A 17068-nucleotide genomic window follows, 5' to 3' on the forward strand; every position below is an offset into this window, starting at 1 on the left:
CGGTCCACCCGGGCGACCCCAGACCAGGCGGGTCGGGCGCGAGCGTCACGCGCCGGTGCGCGGCCCGCGCCGCGACCTCCCGGTCCTGAAGTCCTCGCCACGCCCCCACGAACGGGGAGTCGCGGCGGCCGCGTTGCCCGAGCCCCTCATGCCTCCTTGGGCATCCCCGCAAGGGCGGCGGCGACCGCTGCCTCGGGTACGTCCGTCACCAGTTCCGCGCCCTCGGGGCCGTCGAGGACGAAGGAGAGTCCGGTGGTGGCCTTCTTGTCCAGCCGCATCAGGGCGATCAGGTCGGCTGGTGACACGCCGGATGGCAGGCGCGTCGGGAGGCCGTAGTGCCGTACCACGTCGAGGTGTTCGTCGACCCGTGCCTGCGGGATGCGTCGGAGTGCTCCGGCGAGGCGCCCCGCGAAGACGGTGCCGATGGCCACCCCTTCGCCGTGGCGCAGCGAGAAGTCGGTGGCGCGTTCCAGTGCGTGGCCCAGGGTGTGACCGTAGTTGAGCAGGTGTCGCAGGCCCGTGTCCCGTTCGTCGGCGGCGACGATCTCGGCTTTGCGGCGCACGCTCGCGACGATCTGCTCGGTCAGCGGCAGCGGGCGCAGATCGCCCGCGCCGATGAAGTGGCATCGGGCGATCTCGCCGAAGCCGTTGGTCATTTCGCGTGCCGGCAGCGTGGTGAGGTAATCGGTGTCGCACAGCACGGCCGTGGGCTGCCAGTACGCGCCCACGAGGTTCTTGCCCTCGGGGAGGTTCACCGCGGTCTTTCCGCCGACGCTGGCGTCCACCTGTGCCAGCAGTGACGTGGGGAGGTGGATCACCGGCACTCCCCGGTGGTAGAGCGCGGCGGCGAGGCCCGCCGTGTCGGTGGTGGTGCCGCCGCCGACGGCGATGACCACGTCGGCCCGGGTGAGCCCGAAGGCGGCGAAGTGGCGGCAGTAGTCCTGTACGGCTGCCAGGGTCTTCGCCTCTTCGCCGTCCGCCGCCGGAAGCAGCAGCGAGGGAACTCCCGGGTCCGGTGTCCACTCCGGCGGGCGGGCGGAGATCACCGCCGCCCGCCGTGCGCCGAGGCCTTCGACGATCGCCGGGAGCGCGTTTCTGACCCCCGGGCCGATGTGTACGTCGTACGACCGCTCACCGAGGGGTACGCGGATGGTGCGAGCGGTGCCGGTCATCGCGCCGCGTCCAGGCACCAGGTGAGCAGCTCCTCCGGGCTCTTCAGGGCGGCGTGGGGCTCGGCCGCAAGGAGTGGCGCCGGGTCGCTCTCGCCCCACAGTGCCGCGAGGTCCCTGACGCCGGCCGCGCGGGCGCTGGCGAGGTCGCTGACGGCGTCGCCGATCATGACGGCGTCCGCGGCATCCACCTCGAGCAGTTCCAGGGCTCGCAGGACGATGTCGGGCGCGGGCTTGGAGTGCGCCACCTCGTCCGAGCCGATCACGTGGTCGAACAGCGACAGCACGCCGAGGGTGTCGAGGAGCGAGCGGGCGCGGGGCCCGCTCTTGCCGGTGGCGACCGCGAACCTGAGGCCGCGCCGGTGGAGTGCGTCCAGCATCTCGGGTACCCCGTCGAACATGCGGACGCGATGGGCCAGCCGATAGCTCTCCCGGACGAACGGCTCCTCCATTTCCAGAGGCAGGTTCATGATCTTCATGATGTCCGGGAAGTACCGGCCGAGGTGCTGGCTGTATTCCGCGAAGGGCGGTTCGCCCGCGCCGACGACCTCTTTGTAGGCGATCTCGAACGCCTCGCGCATCACCCCGAAGCTGTCGACGAGCACGCCGTCGAGATCGAAGATGACGGCCCGCAAGGCCGTGTCCGGCGAGGGGACGTCGGCACCGTTGGTCTGTTCCCTGTTCATGCGGGCACCTCTTCGGGCTTGTGCGAGCCGGCCGCACGCGCCGCGGACTCATAGATTCGTTCGATGACGTCGATGGTTCGGCGGGCCGCCGCGACGGCCCTGCCCCGCTGCGCCGGGTCGTTCAGGAGGCCGGCGAGTGCGTCGATCTGCCGGTCGTACTCGGCGCCCACCGGTTCCTCGTCCAGGGGGACCGGCGCGGTCCGCCCGTCCTGGGTGAACGTCAGGGACGAACCGCCGAGCCGGTTCGGGCTGAATCCGAACGTGCACCCCAGGACCGCCGTCCCCGCGCTGCCGTGCACCTCCACGGTGGTGCTGTCGTGTGCGGCGTGCGAGGCCCAGCTCGTGAGCAGCGACACCGAGACGCCGGAGTCGGTCACGAGGAACGCGCGGGCGGTGTCCTCCACTTCGGCGGACTCCGTCCCCGCGGGCTCCGACGCCTCCTCCCGCCACGCGGCACGCGAGGCGCGGCGGTTCACGAAGTCGTGCGTCGTGGCCCCGACCACCTGGTCGAACTCCACCGGGCCCAGCAGGAACAGGGCGGTGTCGAGCAGATGCCAGCCCAGGTCCAGCAGGACCCCTCCGCCGGCCTCGTCGTGGCGGGTGAACCAGTCGGTGCCGGGAACGCCGTTGGCCCGGACCCAGGTCAGCCGGAGGTGACGTACGTCGCCCACCGAGGTGACCAGCCGCCGCAGGGCCAGGATGTCCGCGCGGCACCGGGCGGCGCTGCCCGCGATGAGGACGGCGCCGCCCTCCTGCTCGGCCAGGGCCAGCTCGTCGGCCTCCGCGCGGGAGAGACAGACCGGCTTCTCCAGGAAGACCGGGATCCCCCGGCGCAGCAGGGCGCCGGCCACGGAGCTGTGCGCGTGGTTCGGCACCGCGACGATCGCGAGGTCGACGAGGTCCGGTGAGAGCTCCCCGGGATCGGAGAGCACGCGGACGTTCGCGGTGTCGTCGAGGTCCGGTGAGAGTTCCCCGGGATCGGAGAGCACGCGGGCCTTCGCGGTGTCGGCGGCGAAGGCCGCCCGTGCCGCGGGGCTGGGGTCGACGACGGTCGTGACGGTCATGCCGGGGTGGGCGGCGAGCCGGGGTAGCCAGATCGTACGGGCCGCCCAGCCGAGCCCCACCACGGCTACCCGGAGGCTCAAAGCCGCCCCAGTACGTCGGCCACCACGTCCGCGATGGCGTGCATCTGCTGTTCCGTGCCGAGCAGCGTGCGGTGGTGCAGCCAGACGCAGTCTCGGGTGAGCTCCTCGCTGACGGGGCAGCGGCGGGCGATGTCCTCCTCCGACTCGTCGGGGGCTGCCAGCTCCCAGAAGGCAGGGGTGCGGTAGATGGCCCGGAAGGCGGCGAAGGCCGGCAGTCCGCGTTCGATCAGGGCGTCGACCAGCGCGTTGCGCCGCTCTTCGGTGATCCCGGGGATCCGGAACATGGCCATGTAGTGCGGGTTGCGGGTGCAGCGGTCGTCGCCGCCCTGGGGCACGACGCCGGGGATCTGCGCCAGCAGCTCGCTCAGCAGCGGCCAGCGCTGCTGCCGGGTCTCGATCTGTTCGTCGAGGCGGGAGAGCTGGGCCCGCAGCACACTGGCCGAGAACTCGTTCATGCGGAAGTTGGAGCCGGACGTCCTGTGCAGGTAGGAGCGGTCCGTCCGGGGCCGTCCGCAGCTGTGCCGCAGGAAGGCGAGTTCGTACTGCTCGGCCTCGGGGAAGGTCACCGCGCCGCCTTCGCCCGCGGTCATGAGCTTTCCGTTCTGGAAGCTGAAGGCGGCCACCGAGCCCAGGTCCCCGACCCGCTTGCCGCGCCACTCGGCACCGTGCGCGTGCGCGGCGTCCTGGATGAGTGGGACGCCGGCGTCGGCCGCCAGCTTCCCGAGCCCGTCCATGTCGCTGACCAGGCCCGCCATGTGGACGGGCATGATCGCCCGGGTGCGCGGGGTGATGGCGGCCGCCGCGGCCGCCACGTCGATGCAGTAGGTGTCGGGGTCGACGTCCACCGGCACGGCGACCGCGCCGAGCCGCTGTGCCGCCTGCGAGGAGGAGATGAAGGTGAAGGCGGGGACGATGACCTCGGTGCCCGGGCCGACCCCGAGTACCTGGAGGGCGAGTTCGAGCGCGTGGGTTCCGGTGGTCACCGCCAGGGCGTGTCCGGCACCGTGATATCCGGCGAACTCCTCCTCGAAGAGGTCGACCTCGTTGCCTCCGATCCGCCACCACTGTCCTTGCTCCAGGGCACGCATCAGGCCGGCACGTTCCTCGTCGCCGAACTGAGGCCATTGCGGGAATTCCAGATTCTGTGACGAAATTCCGGCCACGATCAACCTTTCCATTTGGCAGAAACAAGTTTACTTCGGCTCATTAATCCAGCAGGTCGGAATGGCGGCAACCCCCTACGCCAACCCCTAGTGACCCCTGTCTTCCAAGCTGTTCGGCGAATTGATCGAGGCCGGCCTGACTGGCCTCTCGACGGGAGTATGCTGACCGCGCTTCACCATGCCACCGATGCACCTGACTCATCCGATTCACCTGATTCACGTGACTCACCTGATTCATCTGATTCATCTATTACCCCGACGAATTATCGAGGTCGGCCTTGAGTGAAATTCTGCTGCTGAATGGACCGAACCTGGGAATACTCGGGCGCCGCGAGCCCGAGATATACGGGTCGGAAACATTGGAGGATATTCGGCAGGCAGTGGCCGAGGAGGTCGCCGGACACGGCTGGACGGTCGTCTCCAAGCAGCACGACTGCGAAGGCGAGATGGTCCGGACGGTGCAGGACCATTACGACGCGGTGGGGGCCATCATCAACCCCGGCGCGCTGATGATCGCCGGCTGGAGCCTGCGGGACGCCCTCGCCAACTATCCCCGGCCGTGGATCGAGGTCCACCTCTCCAACATCTGGGCGCGCGAGGGTTTTCGGCACCAGTCGATTCTCGGCTCGCTCGCGAGCGGTGTGATCTTCGGCCTCGGTGCGGACGGCTACCGGCTCGCCGCCCGGGCCCTCGTCGGCATGAACGGCCGGTGAGCGCCATGACACTCCAGGGTCAGGCCGGCCGCGACCGGTTCGACAGCGACGTCGTCATCGTCGGGTACGGTCCGGTGGGCCAGGTGCTGTCGATCCTGCTGGCCCGGCAGGGGTGGCGCGTCACCGTCGTCGAGCGGTGGGAAGCCCCGTACGAACTGCCCCGGGCGACCTCTTTCGACGGCGAGACCGCGCGTACCCTCGTGACCCTGGGCATCGACCCCTCGTTCGCGGGAACGGCCGAACCGGTGGACGCCTACGACTGGCGCAATGCCGCCGGCGCCACCCTCCTCCGCCTGGACTTCTCCGAAGTCGGGACGCACGGCTTTCCGGATGCCCTGCATTTCCAGCAGCCCGAGCTGGAGAAGGCCCTCCGGGCCCGCGCCTCGGTGTTCGAGAACCTGCTGGTGTACCGCGGCCGCACCGCGATCTCCGTCACCGACGACGGTGACGGCGTCACACTGATCACCGAGACCGCGGACGGCGAGCGCGCCGTCCTCACCTCGGCCTGGCTCGTCGGCTGCGACGGCGCCAACAGTTTCGTGCGCGAGTCCATGGGGGTCGGCCGGATCGACCTGGACTTCTCGCACGACTGGCTGCTGTGTGACGTGGTCCTGAACGAGCCGCGCGACTTCGTTCCCCTCAACACCCAGATCTGCGATCCGGCCCGACCGACGACGGTCGTCGGCGGGGGTCCCGGCCGCCGCCGGTGGGAGTTCATGCGCCTGCCGGACGAGAAGATCGACGACCTCGACCGGCCCGAGACCGCCTGGCGCCTGCTCGAACCGTTCGACGTCACCCCGGACAACGCCGTCCTGACGCGACACACCGTCTACACCTTCAAGGCGGAGCTGGTCGACGCCTGGCGCAAGGGGCGTCTGCTGCTCGCCGGTGACGCCGCGCACTCGATGCCGCCGTTCGCGGGCGCCGGCATGTGCTCCGGCATCCGGGACGCGCTCAACCTGTCCTGGAAGCTCGACCTCGTCCTCAAGGGCGTCTGCGAGGAGCGGCTGCTGGACAGCTACGGCCTGGAGCGAGGCGACCACGTGCGCCGGACCACCGAACTGTCCGTGCAGCTCGGAAAGATCATCTGCATCACCGACGAGGCCGAGGCCGAGCGCCGGGACGCCGCGCTGACAGCCGGCCGCATGCCCGACCGTTCGGTGGCGCTCGCCCTGCGCGACGGACTGTTGCGCCGGACCGTCGGAACGGTCGCCGCGCCGCCCACGGGATCGGTGGTGCCCCAAGGCCGTGTCGCCAGGGGCGCGGTGTCGGGGCTCTTCGACCACGTGGTGGGAACGGGCTTCGTCCTGCTGGCGACCGTCGACCCGGGCTCCGTCCTCAGCCCCGAGCGGAGTCGGTTCCTCGCCGACCTCGACACCCACATGGTCCAACTGGTTCCGGACGATTCCGGGGAACGGAGCGGGGAGGACACCTGGATCGACCTGGATGGCGTCTACCTGCCGTTCCTGGCGTCCGCCAAGGCGCAGTTCGTGCTGGTACGGCCGGACCGCCATATCTTCGGAGTCGCCCGGAACGCGCGCGAACTCGGCGCCACGGTCGACCAGTTGAAGAGCCAGCTGGCCCTCTCGGAGGTGCGCGATTCTTCTCGGCATTGACATCGGCGGCACCAAGGTCGCCTTCCGCGCCGAGCCGGACGGCGTGGACGCCCACGAATCGTCCTTCACCTGGCCCGAGTCCGGGCGGGCCGCCGATGACATCGCCGCTCTCCACCGGCACGCGGAGGAGATCCGGGCCCGCACGGGGCAACCCGTCGCGGCCGTGGGAGTCGCGGTGCCCGCCACCCTGGACGCCGACGGGCGGGTGGCCTCCTGGCCCACCCGCCCGTCCTGGCGGGGGCTCGATCTGGCGACCGTCCTCGGTGAGCTGTTTCCGCGCGCCGAGCTCCACTGGGCCGACGACGGCGATCTGGCCGCTCTGGCCGAAGCCCAGGCCTCGGGCCTCGCCGACCTGGTGTACCTGGGAGTCGGCACGGGCATCGGCGGGGGGATCGTCCTGGGCGGGCGCTCCGTCCCGGGTCCGCGGCGGGGTTCGTGCGAGCTGGGCCATCTGATCGTCGCCCGGCAGGGCGAACGCTGTGACTGCGGGCGGCGCGGCTGCGTCCAGGCGGAGGCATCCGGGCCGGCCACCCTGCGCAGGGCGAGCGCCGCCCGCGGGACGCGGGTGAGCTTCGCCGAGCTCCGTCACGGATACGCCGAGGGCGCGGACTGGGCGGTCGCGGCGGTCACGCACAGTTGCGCGGTCCTGGCGGCCGCCCTGGTCGGCGTGGGCGAACTCGTACGCCCCGACGCGATGGTGATCGGTGGCGGATTCGCGGCGGGACTTCCCGGCTTCGTCGAGGAGACCTCCCGGCAGGCGGCCCTTCTGAGCAGGCAGGGGCACCCCCCGGCCCCGATCGGGCCGGCGCTGCTCGGCGGCAGGTCCTCGCTCCACGGAGCGGTTCTCGCCGCCAGAGGTGGCACGGTCGCCTGACGGGCGACCGCCTGCGCTTGAGTCTCCCCTAAGGGGAGATGCAAAGGTGGGGGCATGGACGGCGAAACGCTCTACTCGATCGGCGACCTGGCCCGGCGCACCGGGCTGACGGTCAAGACCATCCGCTTCTACTCCGATCGCGGGATCGTCGAGCCCACTGACCGCAACCCGGCTGGTTTCCGCCTCTACAACATCGACGCCGTCGCGCGCCTCGACCTCGTACGGACCCTCCGCGACCTGGGCCTGGACCTCTCGACCATTCGGAAGGTCCTGGACCGCGAGCTCTCGCTACCCGAGGTCGCCGCGGCCCACGCCGAGGCGCTGGCAGTCCAGATTCGCACCCTGCGCCTGCGCCGCGCCGTGCTGACATCGGTGGCCAAACGCGGATCCAGCCCTGAGGAGATGGAACTCATGCACAAGCTTGCCAAGCTTTCCGAGGACGAGCGTCGCCACCTCATCGAGGACTTCCTCGGTGCCACCTTCGGCGCTTCCCCCAACGCCTCCGCCTTCGCGGCGATGGGTCGCTCCCTCACCCCCGAACTCCCCGACAACCCCCAGGCCGAGCAGGTCGAAGCATGGGTGGAGTTGGCCGAACTCTCCCAAGACGCCGACTTCCGCGCCCACATGCGACGCATCGCCGAAGACGAGGCCGCCGACCAGGCCCGCACCCAGGCGACCGGCCCGGGCCGCGACCTCGTCGCAACCATCCGCGACCACGTCTCCCCCGCCCTCGCGGCCGACATCCCTCCGACCGCCCCCCAGGCCGACCAGCTCGTCGCCGCCCTCACCTCCCACTTCGCGACCCTCGTCGGCGCCCCCGACGACGACGAGCTCCGCCACCGCCTCATCATCCGCCTGGAAGCAGCGAACGACCCCCGCCGGGAGCGCTACCTCGAACTCCTCGCCGTGATCAACAGCTGGTCCGCCCCCGAAAGCCTCTCCCCCATCCTGGACTGGACCCTCCAGGCCCTCCACGCCCGCACTGCACACTGATCACCCCGCGCCCGCCGCAAGGCCCGGCGGGCGCCCTACTTCGCGGGCTCCAGAATCGCCACGCACTCCACGTGGTGCGTCTGCCTGCGCGAGACGGTCTTCGGTGACCCCACTGAGCCCGGTCACCAGCAGGCCCTGGCCATCACCGCGCGCACCGAGAGGCCGTCGCCCACGCGGGCCGCACCGGGCGGCTCAACGAGAGCGATGCCGCGACGCTGGCGCGCGTCGTGTCCGCCGTACTCTTCCTCGCGAGGGCCGCGAGCGTGAACGCGACCGCGAGCGTCGACGAGATCCCGCGTGACATCCGAGACCAGCCGACGGTCGTTCTGCCGCGCTGACGTCGGTGGCGCTCCGGCCGGCAGCGCTACCGCCGATGGGGGGCGATCGCAGCCCCTCGCGGGTGCCCGCGGTGGTTCGACGGTGGGTGCGACCGGCGCGCACGCGCCGCGCGGTGCCAGGGGCCTTGGCCCCGGTCAGCCGGCTTCCGTCAGGGCCGCGTGCGCGGCGGTGAGGATCTCCTCGGAGAGTGCGGAACCCGCGGTGGCCCGGGACAGCACCAGCGCACCGAACAAGGTGCACAGCCGGGCGATGCCGTCCTCGCCTCCCCCGGCGGCCCCGGCCGGGGCGAGGAACGCGGCAAAGTCGGCCACCCCCTCGGTGTAGGTGCGACGGGCCTCGCAGTCCTCATCCCCGCGTGCTACGTCGACGGCGAGGGCCGCGACCGGGCAGCCGTCCGCCGGGTCGTCACGGTGCTCGACGGAGAGGTAGGCGTCGATCAGGGCCCGCTGAGCGGTATCGCGCTGCCCGTCGTACTGCTCGAGCCCGGCCGTATGACGCCGGGCGAGCTCGGCGAAGGCGTGGGCGGTCGCCTCGTCGACGAGCGCCTCCTTGGAGGCGAACTGCTTGTAGAAGCCGCCGTGGGTCAGCCCGGCCGCCTTCATGAGGTCGGCGACGCTCACCTGGGTGCCCTGTTCCCGGAACAGCCGGGAGGCGGTGTCCACCACTCGCCTGCGGTTCTCCTGCGCCTGCGCCTGCGATACGCGGCCCATGGCCACCTCCATTTGGATGTCGACTGGCATCTATCTTATCCCCGTGTTTAGATTGTGTCCGTAATCCAAAACGGAGCGCACGACTCGACGGCGCCCGCCGAAGACCAGGAGCAGGCATGGAACTGAAGAACGCGGTCGCGGTCATCACCGGCGCCAACCGGGGCCTCGGGCGGCACCTGGCCGCCCAGCTCGTGGAGCGCGGCGCGAAGGTGTACGCGGCCGCCCGCCGCCCCGAGACCGTTGATGTGCCGGGCACCGTCCCGCTGCGCCTCGACGTGACGGACGAGGCATCGATACGGGATGCCGCCCGCATCGCGTCGGACGCGACCCTGCTGATCAACAACGCGGGCATCTCCACCGGCGCGACGCTGATCGAAGGCGACATCGATGAAGTACGCCGGGAGATGGAGACCAACTTCTACGGCCCGCTCGCCGCGACCCGCGCCTTCGCCCCCGTCATCGAGGGCAACGGCGGAGGCGCCGTACTCAACGTCCTGTCCGCCCTGTCCTGGTTCCATCCGGCCGCCCTCGGCTCCTACGCCGCATCCAAGGCCGCCGCCTGGGCACTGAGTGACGCGACCCGCGACGAGCTGGCGCCCCGGGGCATCGCCGTCTCGGCGCTGCACGTCGGCTACATGGACACCGACATGGCCGCCGGCGTCCCCGCCGACCAGAAGGTCTCCGCCGCCGACGTCGCGGCCCAGGCCCTGTACGGCATCGAGGCCGGCCTGCCCGAGATCCTCGCCGACGAGACAAGCCGGTACGTCAAGCAGAGCCTGTCCGCGGCACCCCAGCCGAGCGCAGGCTGACGCTCACCCCGCCACCGCGGCGCGCCCCCTTCCCACCCCTCGCGCAAGGACCTTTCACGCGTTGTACGACCTTCGGGCGCCGGACCGGACTGCGCGTCTCCGAGTACGCGCTCGGCACCGCGAACTTCGGCACCGGCTGGGGCGCGGGCGCTAGCCGGACGAGGCACGCCGGATCTTCGACCGGTTCGCCGAGGCCGGCGGCACCTACCTCGACAGCGCGGACGGCTACCCGACTGGCCGAGGTCAGCGCGGTGCCGCTCGGCGCGCCCCATGACGGGATCGGTGCCTCCCTGCACCGCCTCCAGGGAGGCGCAGCCGACCGCGTCACCGCCCCTGTCGTGCCGGTGGCCTGACGGGTGAACGCGGCTGAGGACGCGGTGCGCCCAGCCGCAGCCAGGAAACAACACAAGCTATCTCGTACCGGAAGAAGCCCGGGGTGAGCACAGACCCCGCCCCCTTCCACGAACGGGACACGGAACGGAGACGACGATGAGGGCCTTCATGGTCGAGAAGTACGGTGACGCGACCGGGATGCGCGCCGCCGAGATGCCCGACCCCCAGGTGGGCGCCGACGACGTCCTGGTCAAGATCCACGCAGCGAGCGTCAACCCGCTGGACATGAAGATCCGCAACGGTGACCTCAAGGCGATCCTGCCCTACCGTCTCCCGTTCGTCCTGGGCAACGACCTCGCCGGGACCGTCGTCCGCGTCGGATCATCCGTCGATCGCTTCGCCGTGGGCGACGAGGTCTGGGCGCGGCCCGACAAGGACCGCATCGGCACCTTCGCCGAACTCCTCGCCGTCCACCAGGACGACCTGGCGCCCAAGCCCGCCACGCTCACCATGACCGAGGCCGCCTCCCTCCCCCTGGTCGCGCTGACCGCCTGGCAGGCCCTGGTCGAGCGGGCCCGCGTACAGCCGGGCCAGAAGGTCCTCATCCACGCGGGCGCCGGCGGCCTCGGCTCCATCGCCGTCCAGCTGGCCAAGGCACTGGGCGCGCACGTGGCCACCACCGCGAGCACCGCCAAGGTCGGCCTCGTCAAGGAACTCGGCGCGGACGAAGTCATCGACTACCGCACGCAGAACTTCGAGGAGATCCTCGACGGCTACGACGTCGTCCTGGACCCCCTCGGCGGCGACAACCTCGCCCAGTCCCTGCGCATCCTCAAGCCCGGCGGCCTGGCCATCTCCGTCGCGGGCCCGCCCGACCCGGCCACCGCCCGCGAACTCGGCTCGAACCCGGTCCTGCGTCTGGCCATCACCGCCCTCAGCGCCAAGACCCGGCGCCGGGCGAAGCGTCTCGGTGTCACGTACTCCTTCCTGTTCATGAAGGCCAGCGGTGACCAACTGCGCGAACTCACCCCCCTCATCGACACCGGGAAGATCCGCCCCGTCGTCGACACCGTCTTCCCGTTCGACGACACCCTCCACGCCATGGAGTACGTCGAAAAGGGCCGGGCGAAGGCCGGCAAGGTCGTCGTCTCCATGACGTAGGGCAGACCCGCCGGCATCGACCAGCTCCACCAGTTCACCGTCCACGCCTAGCAAGGCGTGATGCGGCTGGTCACGGGCCTGGCGCCCGGCTTCGGCAGGGCCGTCACCAGCCCCGGCGGACCCGCCACCACCCCGCGGCGGGCGACCGGAAACACACCGGGAGAAACCACCATGAGCAGCACCGGTACCCCGAACGAACCCGTCATCACCTCGTACGCCCACGCCCCGACCCGCACCGTCACCGCCGGCGGCGTCACCTACGCTTTCCGCGAGCTGGGACCCAAGGGCGGCGTCCCCGTCGTGTTCTTCGTGCACCTCGCCGCGACCCTGGACAACTGGGACCCGCGCATCATCGACCCCATCGCGAAGGGCCGTCACGTCATCGCCTTCGACCAGCGCGGTGTCGGGGCCTCCACGGGCCAGGTGCCGGACAGCATCGAGGCAATGGCTGATGACGCCTACACCTTCATCACGGCGCTCGCCTTCGACAGGATCGACGTCTTCTCCTTCTCCCTCGGTGGCTTCATCGCCCAGGCCCTGGTGGTGAAGCACCCCGAGCTCGTCCGCAAACTCGTCCTCACCGGCACAGGCCCCAAGGGCGGCAAGGACATCGACAAGGTCGCCGCCATCACATATGGGGACATGCTGCGCGCCACCCTGACCTGGTCGGACCCCAAGGAATTCCTGTTCTTCAACCGCAACACCACCGGCAAGCTCGCCGCGCGCGCGTTCGTCGACCGGCTCAAGGAGCGCACTGCCGACCGCGATGCGAAGATCAAGATCAAAGCGTTCCAGACGCAGCTGAAGGCGATCAAGAAGTGGGGGCGCTCCACCCCCGACGACCTGTCGCAGCTCGCCCAGCCCACCCTGATCGCCAATGGCGACAACGACCGCATGGTGCCTTCGGTCCTCTCCGAGGACCTGCACCGACGCATCAAGGGCAGCGAGCTGACCATCTACCCCGACTCCGGCCATGGCGGCATCTTCCAGCACCACCAGCAGTTCGCCCCCCTCGCGGTCGAGTTCCTTGCCCGTTGACCTCTGGCGAACTCCACCACTGCACGTTCGGCGACCAGAGAGAGAAGAGCAGCACCATGAGCGCCTCACCGTCCGCCGCTCAGCCGGGCGTGGAGAGGAATCACCTCACTTCCTCGATCCTGCTCTGGGTACGCACCGACCAGCCCCGCCAGAAAGGCATGGACTACTGGAAGGGACCGCACTCAGGGAGCCTGCGCATCGGACCGGTCCCGCACGAACCCGTGCTCACATCGGCCGTTCGCCCGCCTGCCGGCGCCCTCCCGCCCGGCCCGCTCAGCATCGAGGCGGCCTTCACCGCGTCCGTGACACTGCCCGTTCCTCAAGCCGCCGAGCAGTTGAGGACGACCCTGCTCAAGGCAGCCGACGAAGAACTCGGCCTGGGCGCTGTGGCAGTCGATCTGCGCGTCACGGATCTCCACGAGGGCCCGGAGGCAGACGGAGGGCCGCAGACCGCGGAGAACGTCACGACGCCCCCGTCCCAGGAAGAGCCCACGCGAAGCTCGACCCCCGCGACCGAAACCGTACCCCTGCGGGGGCCGATCGGAGAGCTGGCCGACATCGCGGCGACCGTGCCGGGCCGCCCCACTGGGCGGCCACCCCGTCAGGGTGACGCACCAGGACGATCCGCCCGCCCGGCACATTCAGGTCCAGCTCGCGGTCGCACCCGGCCGCCATCCCCTGGAAGTCGCCCGGGCCGTCCGGGACGCCGTGACCGTCGCGGCAACGAGTGACGTCCGGGTCCCGACAACCGCTGCCGTCCTCATCACTGAGCCCGGCGGCGTAGCCGCATCGACGCTGAGGGTCTTCCGGCGGGCGGCCTTCTGCAGCCGCTCGGAGTACCGCGGCCGAGAGTCGGTGGAGCGGCCCACGAAGACGACGGCCAGGACAGCAAGGGCGCCGAGCAGGCGGACGCGGTGAGGCGAGGGGAAAGAGGACACGGCCCGCGGTGTCGCCGCAGCGACCGCGGGGAGTGGGCCTCGCTCGTTCCGCCAATTCCACGGTGGCGACAAGGCCATGAGCGCGTTCCGGGGACACTCGACTCGAAACGCGCGAAGCAGCCGTGCGCCCTGAGCCCAGTGCCCCCGGTTCCGCCGGCGGGGTGTGGGGCGGTTCAGGCGAGGTTGATGTTTTCCGCCTGGGGGCCCTTCTGGCCCTGGGTGACGTCGAACGTCACGGTCTGACCCTCCTGGAGCTCACGGAAGCCCGAGGAGTTGATCGCGGAGTAGTGGGCGAAGACGTCCGGGCCTCCACCGTCCTGGGCGATGAAGCCGAAGCCCTTCTCCGCGTTGAACCACTTCACAGTTCCCGTAGCCATGTTCATGCCTTCCAGTCGACGAACGCCGCCCACACCATGTGGGAGGCGGAGGTGATCGCCCTGGTTCCTGCGACACAGCACAGCAAAACGCCCACGCCGAAGGCGTGGGCAAAGGGAATTCCGAACCACGACAGCTAACGGGGACGGTACACGTCCGCACACCCCGTCACCAGAAGGGCTCCTCCAAGCGGGAACGGACCCGCCGAGGCACGGCGGGGCGCGCACCGTCTCAGGCCGCGGCCGACGGGTCGGCCTCTTGGGCGGCGCGGCGGTATTCGGCGTTGATGCGCTGCGCCTCTTCGAGCTGGTCTTCGAGGACGATGATCCGGCAGGCGGCCTCGATGGGGGTGCCCTGGTCGACGAGTTCGCGGGCGCGGGCGGCGATGCGCAGTTGGTAGCGGGAGTAGCGGCGGTGGCCGCCCTCGGAGCGCAGCGGGGTGATCAGACGGGCCTCGCCGATGGCCCGGAGGAAGCCCTGGGTGGTGCCGAGCATCTCGGCGGCCCGGCCCATCGTGTAGGCGGGGTAGTCGTCGTCGTCGAGACGGCCGTACGAGTCGTCTGCTGTCATCTGCACCTCTCTCGGGAACGCGTGGAGGGGCCCTGGTGCCGTACTGGCACCAGGGCCCCGAAGGAACTTCTACACCACGTGCCGACCCTGTTACCGCGCCGGCCTTCTGTGTCCGCCTGCCCGACCCAGTCGCTGTCGGGAGTGCGGGGATCGCGGTTGCTTGACCGGAGACCACCCCACTATCGATGTCCTGCGGTACCCGGACTCGAGACTTCCGTCCGGGCGATCCTGATGGTGCTTCGTTCCTCCGTTCTTCCCTCGGTGATCAACTTCCTACCATCGGGGTACTGCGGGTGATGCGTACTGCTGAGCGACCTGCGACAGCGTCACTCTTCGGCAGCCAGCCCCGTTGCCCGTCCTGCGTCTTCCCTGGCTTGGAACCCCACTGCCGAACTTCCCGGTGCGCGCGTCCGCAGCCGACGCCTTCACCGGGGGTACCGCTCACTGACTGCTGGGTAGTGCGCACTGCACTCACGGGTACCGCACCTGCCATGACCGCGGTCCCGCTGCGGCGGCCCCTGATCACTGCGGGCCACCCGGTCCGGCCGTCAGTCCCGTCGCCGTCCTGCAACATCCCTGGCTTCGGAACTCCACCGCCGCACCGTCCTGCGAACTGCAACTAGCTGTACTGCTGGTACCGCGTGCCGGCAGTTCGTCTCTGCCAGGCCCTGCTATTTCTCTGGGCTACGAGAGAAACCATAACTACGCCACCGCTCAATGTCTACTCCGGCCGACATAGATTTTCGCGTGTCCGGTAGAGAGGTAATCGACCTCGAACAGTGACGCGGGTGGGGGCACAGCGGGGTCGCGCTGGGTTATCCGCCGCTTGTCGGGGCGTCGCCGTCGCGACCGACCGCCCTGCAGGTTCCGTTGCCGTTGCACGCGACAGCGCCCGATCCTTCCTCGAAGGACCCGTGCCGGCGCGCGCATCCGAGGCCGCCGACACCGTGGTCCTGGTGGTCTCGGAGCTCGTCACCAACGACCTGTGCCACGGCGGCGGCACCTGCGCCCTGGACCTGACCGCGCACCCGAACAGCATCGAGGTGGCCGTGCACGACCCCAGTCCCCGTGCCCCGCGCATGCGCACCCCCGACCTCGACGTCGGCGCCGGAGGCTTCGGCTGGCCCCTGGTCAACCGACTCGCCACGTCGACCGCGGTCACCCGGCGAGCCTCTGGTGGGAAGACGGTGTCTGCCCTTCTCATGCGGTAGCAGGACGGGTTGAGGGGACGGGACGACCCGTGAAGAGGATCGGTTTCCATGACGAAGCTTGACGATCTGCTTGTCGGCGGGGCCGCGCTGATGGAGTTCGGGCAGAGCGATCAGATGTCCCTGACCGTGGTCACCCGTGGCGCTGTCATCACTTGTCGGCCGGCCCCCGAGGCGGAGTGGAGCCAGCGGGTGTCAGCGGTCCTGGCGGGCTCAGCCGCTTGGGAGGGTTCTCCGCCGTCTTCGCCGCCACGACGCGGGGCCCCGCCCGCCCATCTGCACTTCCACATGGCGCGGATCCCTCAGGGCACGGTGGGGATCCCGGAGACAGGCGGGATGTACCGCGTCTCGATCGCGGACGTCAATGCTCGGACCGTGGGCGACTTCAGCTACTCCGATCATTGACCTCGCGCCGGTGGGGAAACCGACCTACCGATACGCGAGAAGGCCCGACCGGCGTGTGCCGGTCGGGCCCTCTTGGCTGTTCGGGCGTCAGCTCACGTCCGCCCGTGGGTGACGGTCAGGCCGCCACGGGGGTGCCGAGCAGCGCGGAGGCGTGCCGGACCGGGTCGAGCCCGCGGACGGGCGCGGTGGCCCGGGGAAGGGTGCGGCAGGTGAAGCCGAGCTTGGCCATGGCCCGGAGGACCTCGCCGACGCTGAAGTCGCGGCGGTCCTGACGGGTGATGACCTGGCCGACCTGCTTGACGGGGTACGTGCGACGGCCGATGATCACGGACTCGCCGACAACCTCCTCAGGCTTGATGCCCTTCATGGAGTCCAGGACGCCGCTCTTGGTGAGGTCGAAAGGGAAGCGGGCGATGACACAGCGCATGATGCCTCACAGGGAGAAGAAAGGGATGGTTCCGTCGTGGTGACGCGGTTCACGCACGAACGAGGGCGGGCGCGGGGACGCCCGGGGTGCCGTCCTGTTCACCCGCGCCGGAACGGGGTGACGTGGCGCTCAGGCCGCCGCGTCAACAGCGGAACGCCGCGCGCCGGCACGCCTCGCCGCCGCGGCGGGGCCGCGCCGACCGCGGGTGGTCGTGCCGCGCTTGCGCGGCTCGGGCGCCGGCGCGGTGATCATCACCGGGATGCCGGAAGGGGTCCGGGCACCGGTGATCCGGTGCAGCGCCTCCTCGCCGGAGCGGACCTGGGTGGTCCGGGGCACGATGCCGGCGGTGGCCATGAGGCGGGTCAGGCCGCGCCTCTGGTTGGCGGTGACCAGGGT

The 17068-nt window shown here is 70.5% G+C and carries 17 protein-coding genes and 1 pseudogene; 9 read left to right on the forward strand and 9 right to left on the reverse strand.

What is annotated here, in order from left to right; all coding sequences use genetic code 11:
- Window positions 1–146 precede the first annotated feature (146 nt).
- The 4 genes from ACZ7G1_RS34080 to ACZ7G1_RS34095 are packed head-to-tail and all read right to left on the reverse strand — an operon-like array spanning window position 147 to window position 4178.
- Window positions 147–1172 carry a 3-dehydroquinate synthase family protein gene (locus tag ACZ7G1_RS34080; protein WP_470882206.1) on the reverse strand — a complete coding sequence of 342 codons (1026 nt, stop codon included), beginning with the start codon at window positions 1170–1172 and terminating at the stop codon, window positions 147–149.
- Window positions 1169–1855, reverse strand: coding sequence for an HAD-IA family hydrolase (locus tag ACZ7G1_RS34085; protein ID WP_470882205.1), 687 nt, complete (start codon window positions 1853–1855; stop codon window positions 1169–1171). Before ACZ7G1_RS34085 ends, ACZ7G1_RS34080 begins: the two co-directional genes overlap by 4 nt.
- On the reverse strand, window positions 1852–3000 hold the full coding sequence (locus tag ACZ7G1_RS34090; protein ID WP_470882203.1) for a Gfo/Idh/MocA family protein: 1149 nt from the start codon (window positions 2998–3000) through the stop codon (window positions 1852–1854). Before ACZ7G1_RS34090 ends, ACZ7G1_RS34085 begins: the two co-directional genes overlap by 4 nt.
- Complete coding sequence (locus ACZ7G1_RS34095) at window positions 2997–4178, reverse strand: DegT/DnrJ/EryC1/StrS family aminotransferase (RefSeq protein WP_470882201.1); 1182 nt, start codon at window positions 4176–4178, stop codon at window positions 2997–2999. Before ACZ7G1_RS34095 ends, ACZ7G1_RS34090 begins: the two co-directional genes overlap by 4 nt.
- 263 nt (window positions 4179–4441) lie before the next feature.
- On the opposite strand from ACZ7G1_RS34095, the gene ACZ7G1_RS34100 reads away from it, so the two are divergent.
- The 4 genes from ACZ7G1_RS34100 to ACZ7G1_RS34115 are packed head-to-tail and all read left to right on the forward strand — an operon-like array spanning window position 4442 to window position 8359.
- Window positions 4442–4876, forward strand: a complete 435-nt coding sequence (locus ACZ7G1_RS34100) for a type II 3-dehydroquinate dehydratase (protein ID WP_470882200.1) — start codon at window positions 4442–4444, stop codon at window positions 4874–4876.
- A 5-nt stretch (window positions 4877–4881) separates the two neighbouring features.
- Complete coding sequence (gene mhpA, locus ACZ7G1_RS34105) at window positions 4882–6492, forward strand: bifunctional 3-(3-hydroxy-phenyl)propionate/3-hydroxycinnamic acid hydroxylase MhpA (RefSeq protein ID WP_470882211.1); 1611 nt, start codon at window positions 4882–4884, stop codon at window positions 6490–6492.
- A gap of 43 nt (window positions 6493–6535) precedes the next feature.
- Complete coding sequence (locus ACZ7G1_RS34110; protein ID WP_470882198.1) at window positions 6536–7366, forward strand: ROK family protein; 831 nt, start codon at window positions 6536–6538, stop codon at window positions 7364–7366.
- 54 nt (window positions 7367–7420) lie between these two features.
- A complete protein-coding gene (locus ACZ7G1_RS34115; RefSeq protein WP_470882196.1) occupies window positions 7421–8359 on the forward strand; it encodes a MerR family transcriptional regulator in 939 nt (312 codons plus the stop codon).
- Window positions 8360–8832: 473 nt separating this feature from the next.
- On the opposite strand, the gene ACZ7G1_RS34120 is transcribed toward ACZ7G1_RS34115, so the two are convergent.
- The gene (locus tag ACZ7G1_RS34120) at window positions 8833–9408 is read right to left on the reverse strand and encodes a TetR/AcrR family transcriptional regulator (RefSeq protein ID WP_328489241.1); all 576 of its coding nucleotides are present in this window, start codon (window positions 9406–9408) and stop codon (window positions 8833–8835) included.
- Window positions 9409–9524: 116 nt separating this feature from the next.
- Here ACZ7G1_RS34120 and ACZ7G1_RS34125 point away from each other — a divergent pair, with 116 nt between their 5' ends.
- The 3 genes from ACZ7G1_RS34125 (at window position 9525) to ACZ7G1_RS34135 (ending at window position 12749) form a co-directional block, all read left to right on the forward strand.
- On the forward strand, window positions 9525–10217 hold the full coding sequence (locus tag ACZ7G1_RS34125; RefSeq protein WP_470882195.1) for an SDR family oxidoreductase: 693 nt from the start codon (window positions 9525–9527) through the stop codon (window positions 10215–10217).
- A 489-nt stretch (window positions 10218–10706) separates the two neighbouring features.
- Window positions 10707–11711 (forward strand): NADP-dependent oxidoreductase, encoded by a 1005-nt coding sequence (locus ACZ7G1_RS34130; protein WP_470882194.1) that lies wholly within the window; start codon window positions 10707–10709, stop codon window positions 11709–11711.
- A 171-nt stretch (window positions 11712–11882) separates the two neighbouring features.
- A complete protein-coding gene (locus ACZ7G1_RS34135; protein WP_471204354.1) occupies window positions 11883–12749 on the forward strand; it encodes an alpha/beta fold hydrolase in 867 nt (288 codons plus the stop codon).
- Window positions 12750–13860: 1111 nt separating this feature from the next.
- On the opposite strand, the gene ACZ7G1_RS34140 is transcribed toward ACZ7G1_RS34135, so the two are convergent.
- Together ACZ7G1_RS34140 and ACZ7G1_RS34145 are read right to left on the reverse strand one after the other, a co-directional pair.
- On the reverse strand, window positions 13861–14064 hold the full coding sequence (locus ACZ7G1_RS34140) for a cold-shock protein (protein WP_030325187.1): 204 nt from the start codon (window positions 14062–14064) through the stop codon (window positions 13861–13863).
- A gap of 229 nt (window positions 14065–14293) precedes the next feature.
- Complete coding sequence (locus tag ACZ7G1_RS34145) at window positions 14294–14632, reverse strand: MerR family transcriptional regulator (RefSeq protein ID WP_150162217.1); 339 nt, start codon at window positions 14630–14632, stop codon at window positions 14294–14296.
- Between the two features lie 788 nt (window positions 14633–15420).
- Here ACZ7G1_RS34145 and ACZ7G1_RS34150 point away from each other — a divergent pair.
- Together ACZ7G1_RS34150 and ACZ7G1_RS34155 are read left to right on the forward strand one after the other, a co-directional pair.
- Window positions 15421–15843, forward strand: a complete 423-nt coding sequence (locus ACZ7G1_RS34150; RefSeq protein WP_470882190.1) for an ATP-binding protein — start codon at window positions 15421–15423, stop codon at window positions 15841–15843.
- Between the two features lie 48 nt (window positions 15844–15891).
- Window positions 15892–16245 carry a hypothetical protein gene (locus ACZ7G1_RS34155; RefSeq protein ID WP_470882189.1) on the forward strand — a complete coding sequence of 118 codons (354 nt, stop codon included), beginning with the start codon at window positions 15892–15894 and terminating at the stop codon, window positions 16243–16245.
- Between the two features lie 115 nt (window positions 16246–16360).
- On the opposite strand, the gene ACZ7G1_RS34160 is transcribed toward ACZ7G1_RS34155, so the two are convergent.
- Together ACZ7G1_RS34160 and ACZ7G1_RS34165 are read right to left on the reverse strand one after the other, a co-directional pair.
- Window positions 16361–16672, reverse strand: a complete 312-nt coding sequence (locus ACZ7G1_RS34160; protein WP_150162215.1) for an SCO5918 family protein — start codon at window positions 16670–16672, stop codon at window positions 16361–16363.
- 129 nt (window positions 16673–16801) lie between these two features.
- Window positions 16802–17068, reverse strand: a pseudogene (locus tag ACZ7G1_RS34165) (DEAD/DEAH box helicase); the annotation flags it as partial.

This window comes from Streptomyces sp. NPDC037273 (assembly GCF_055603625.1).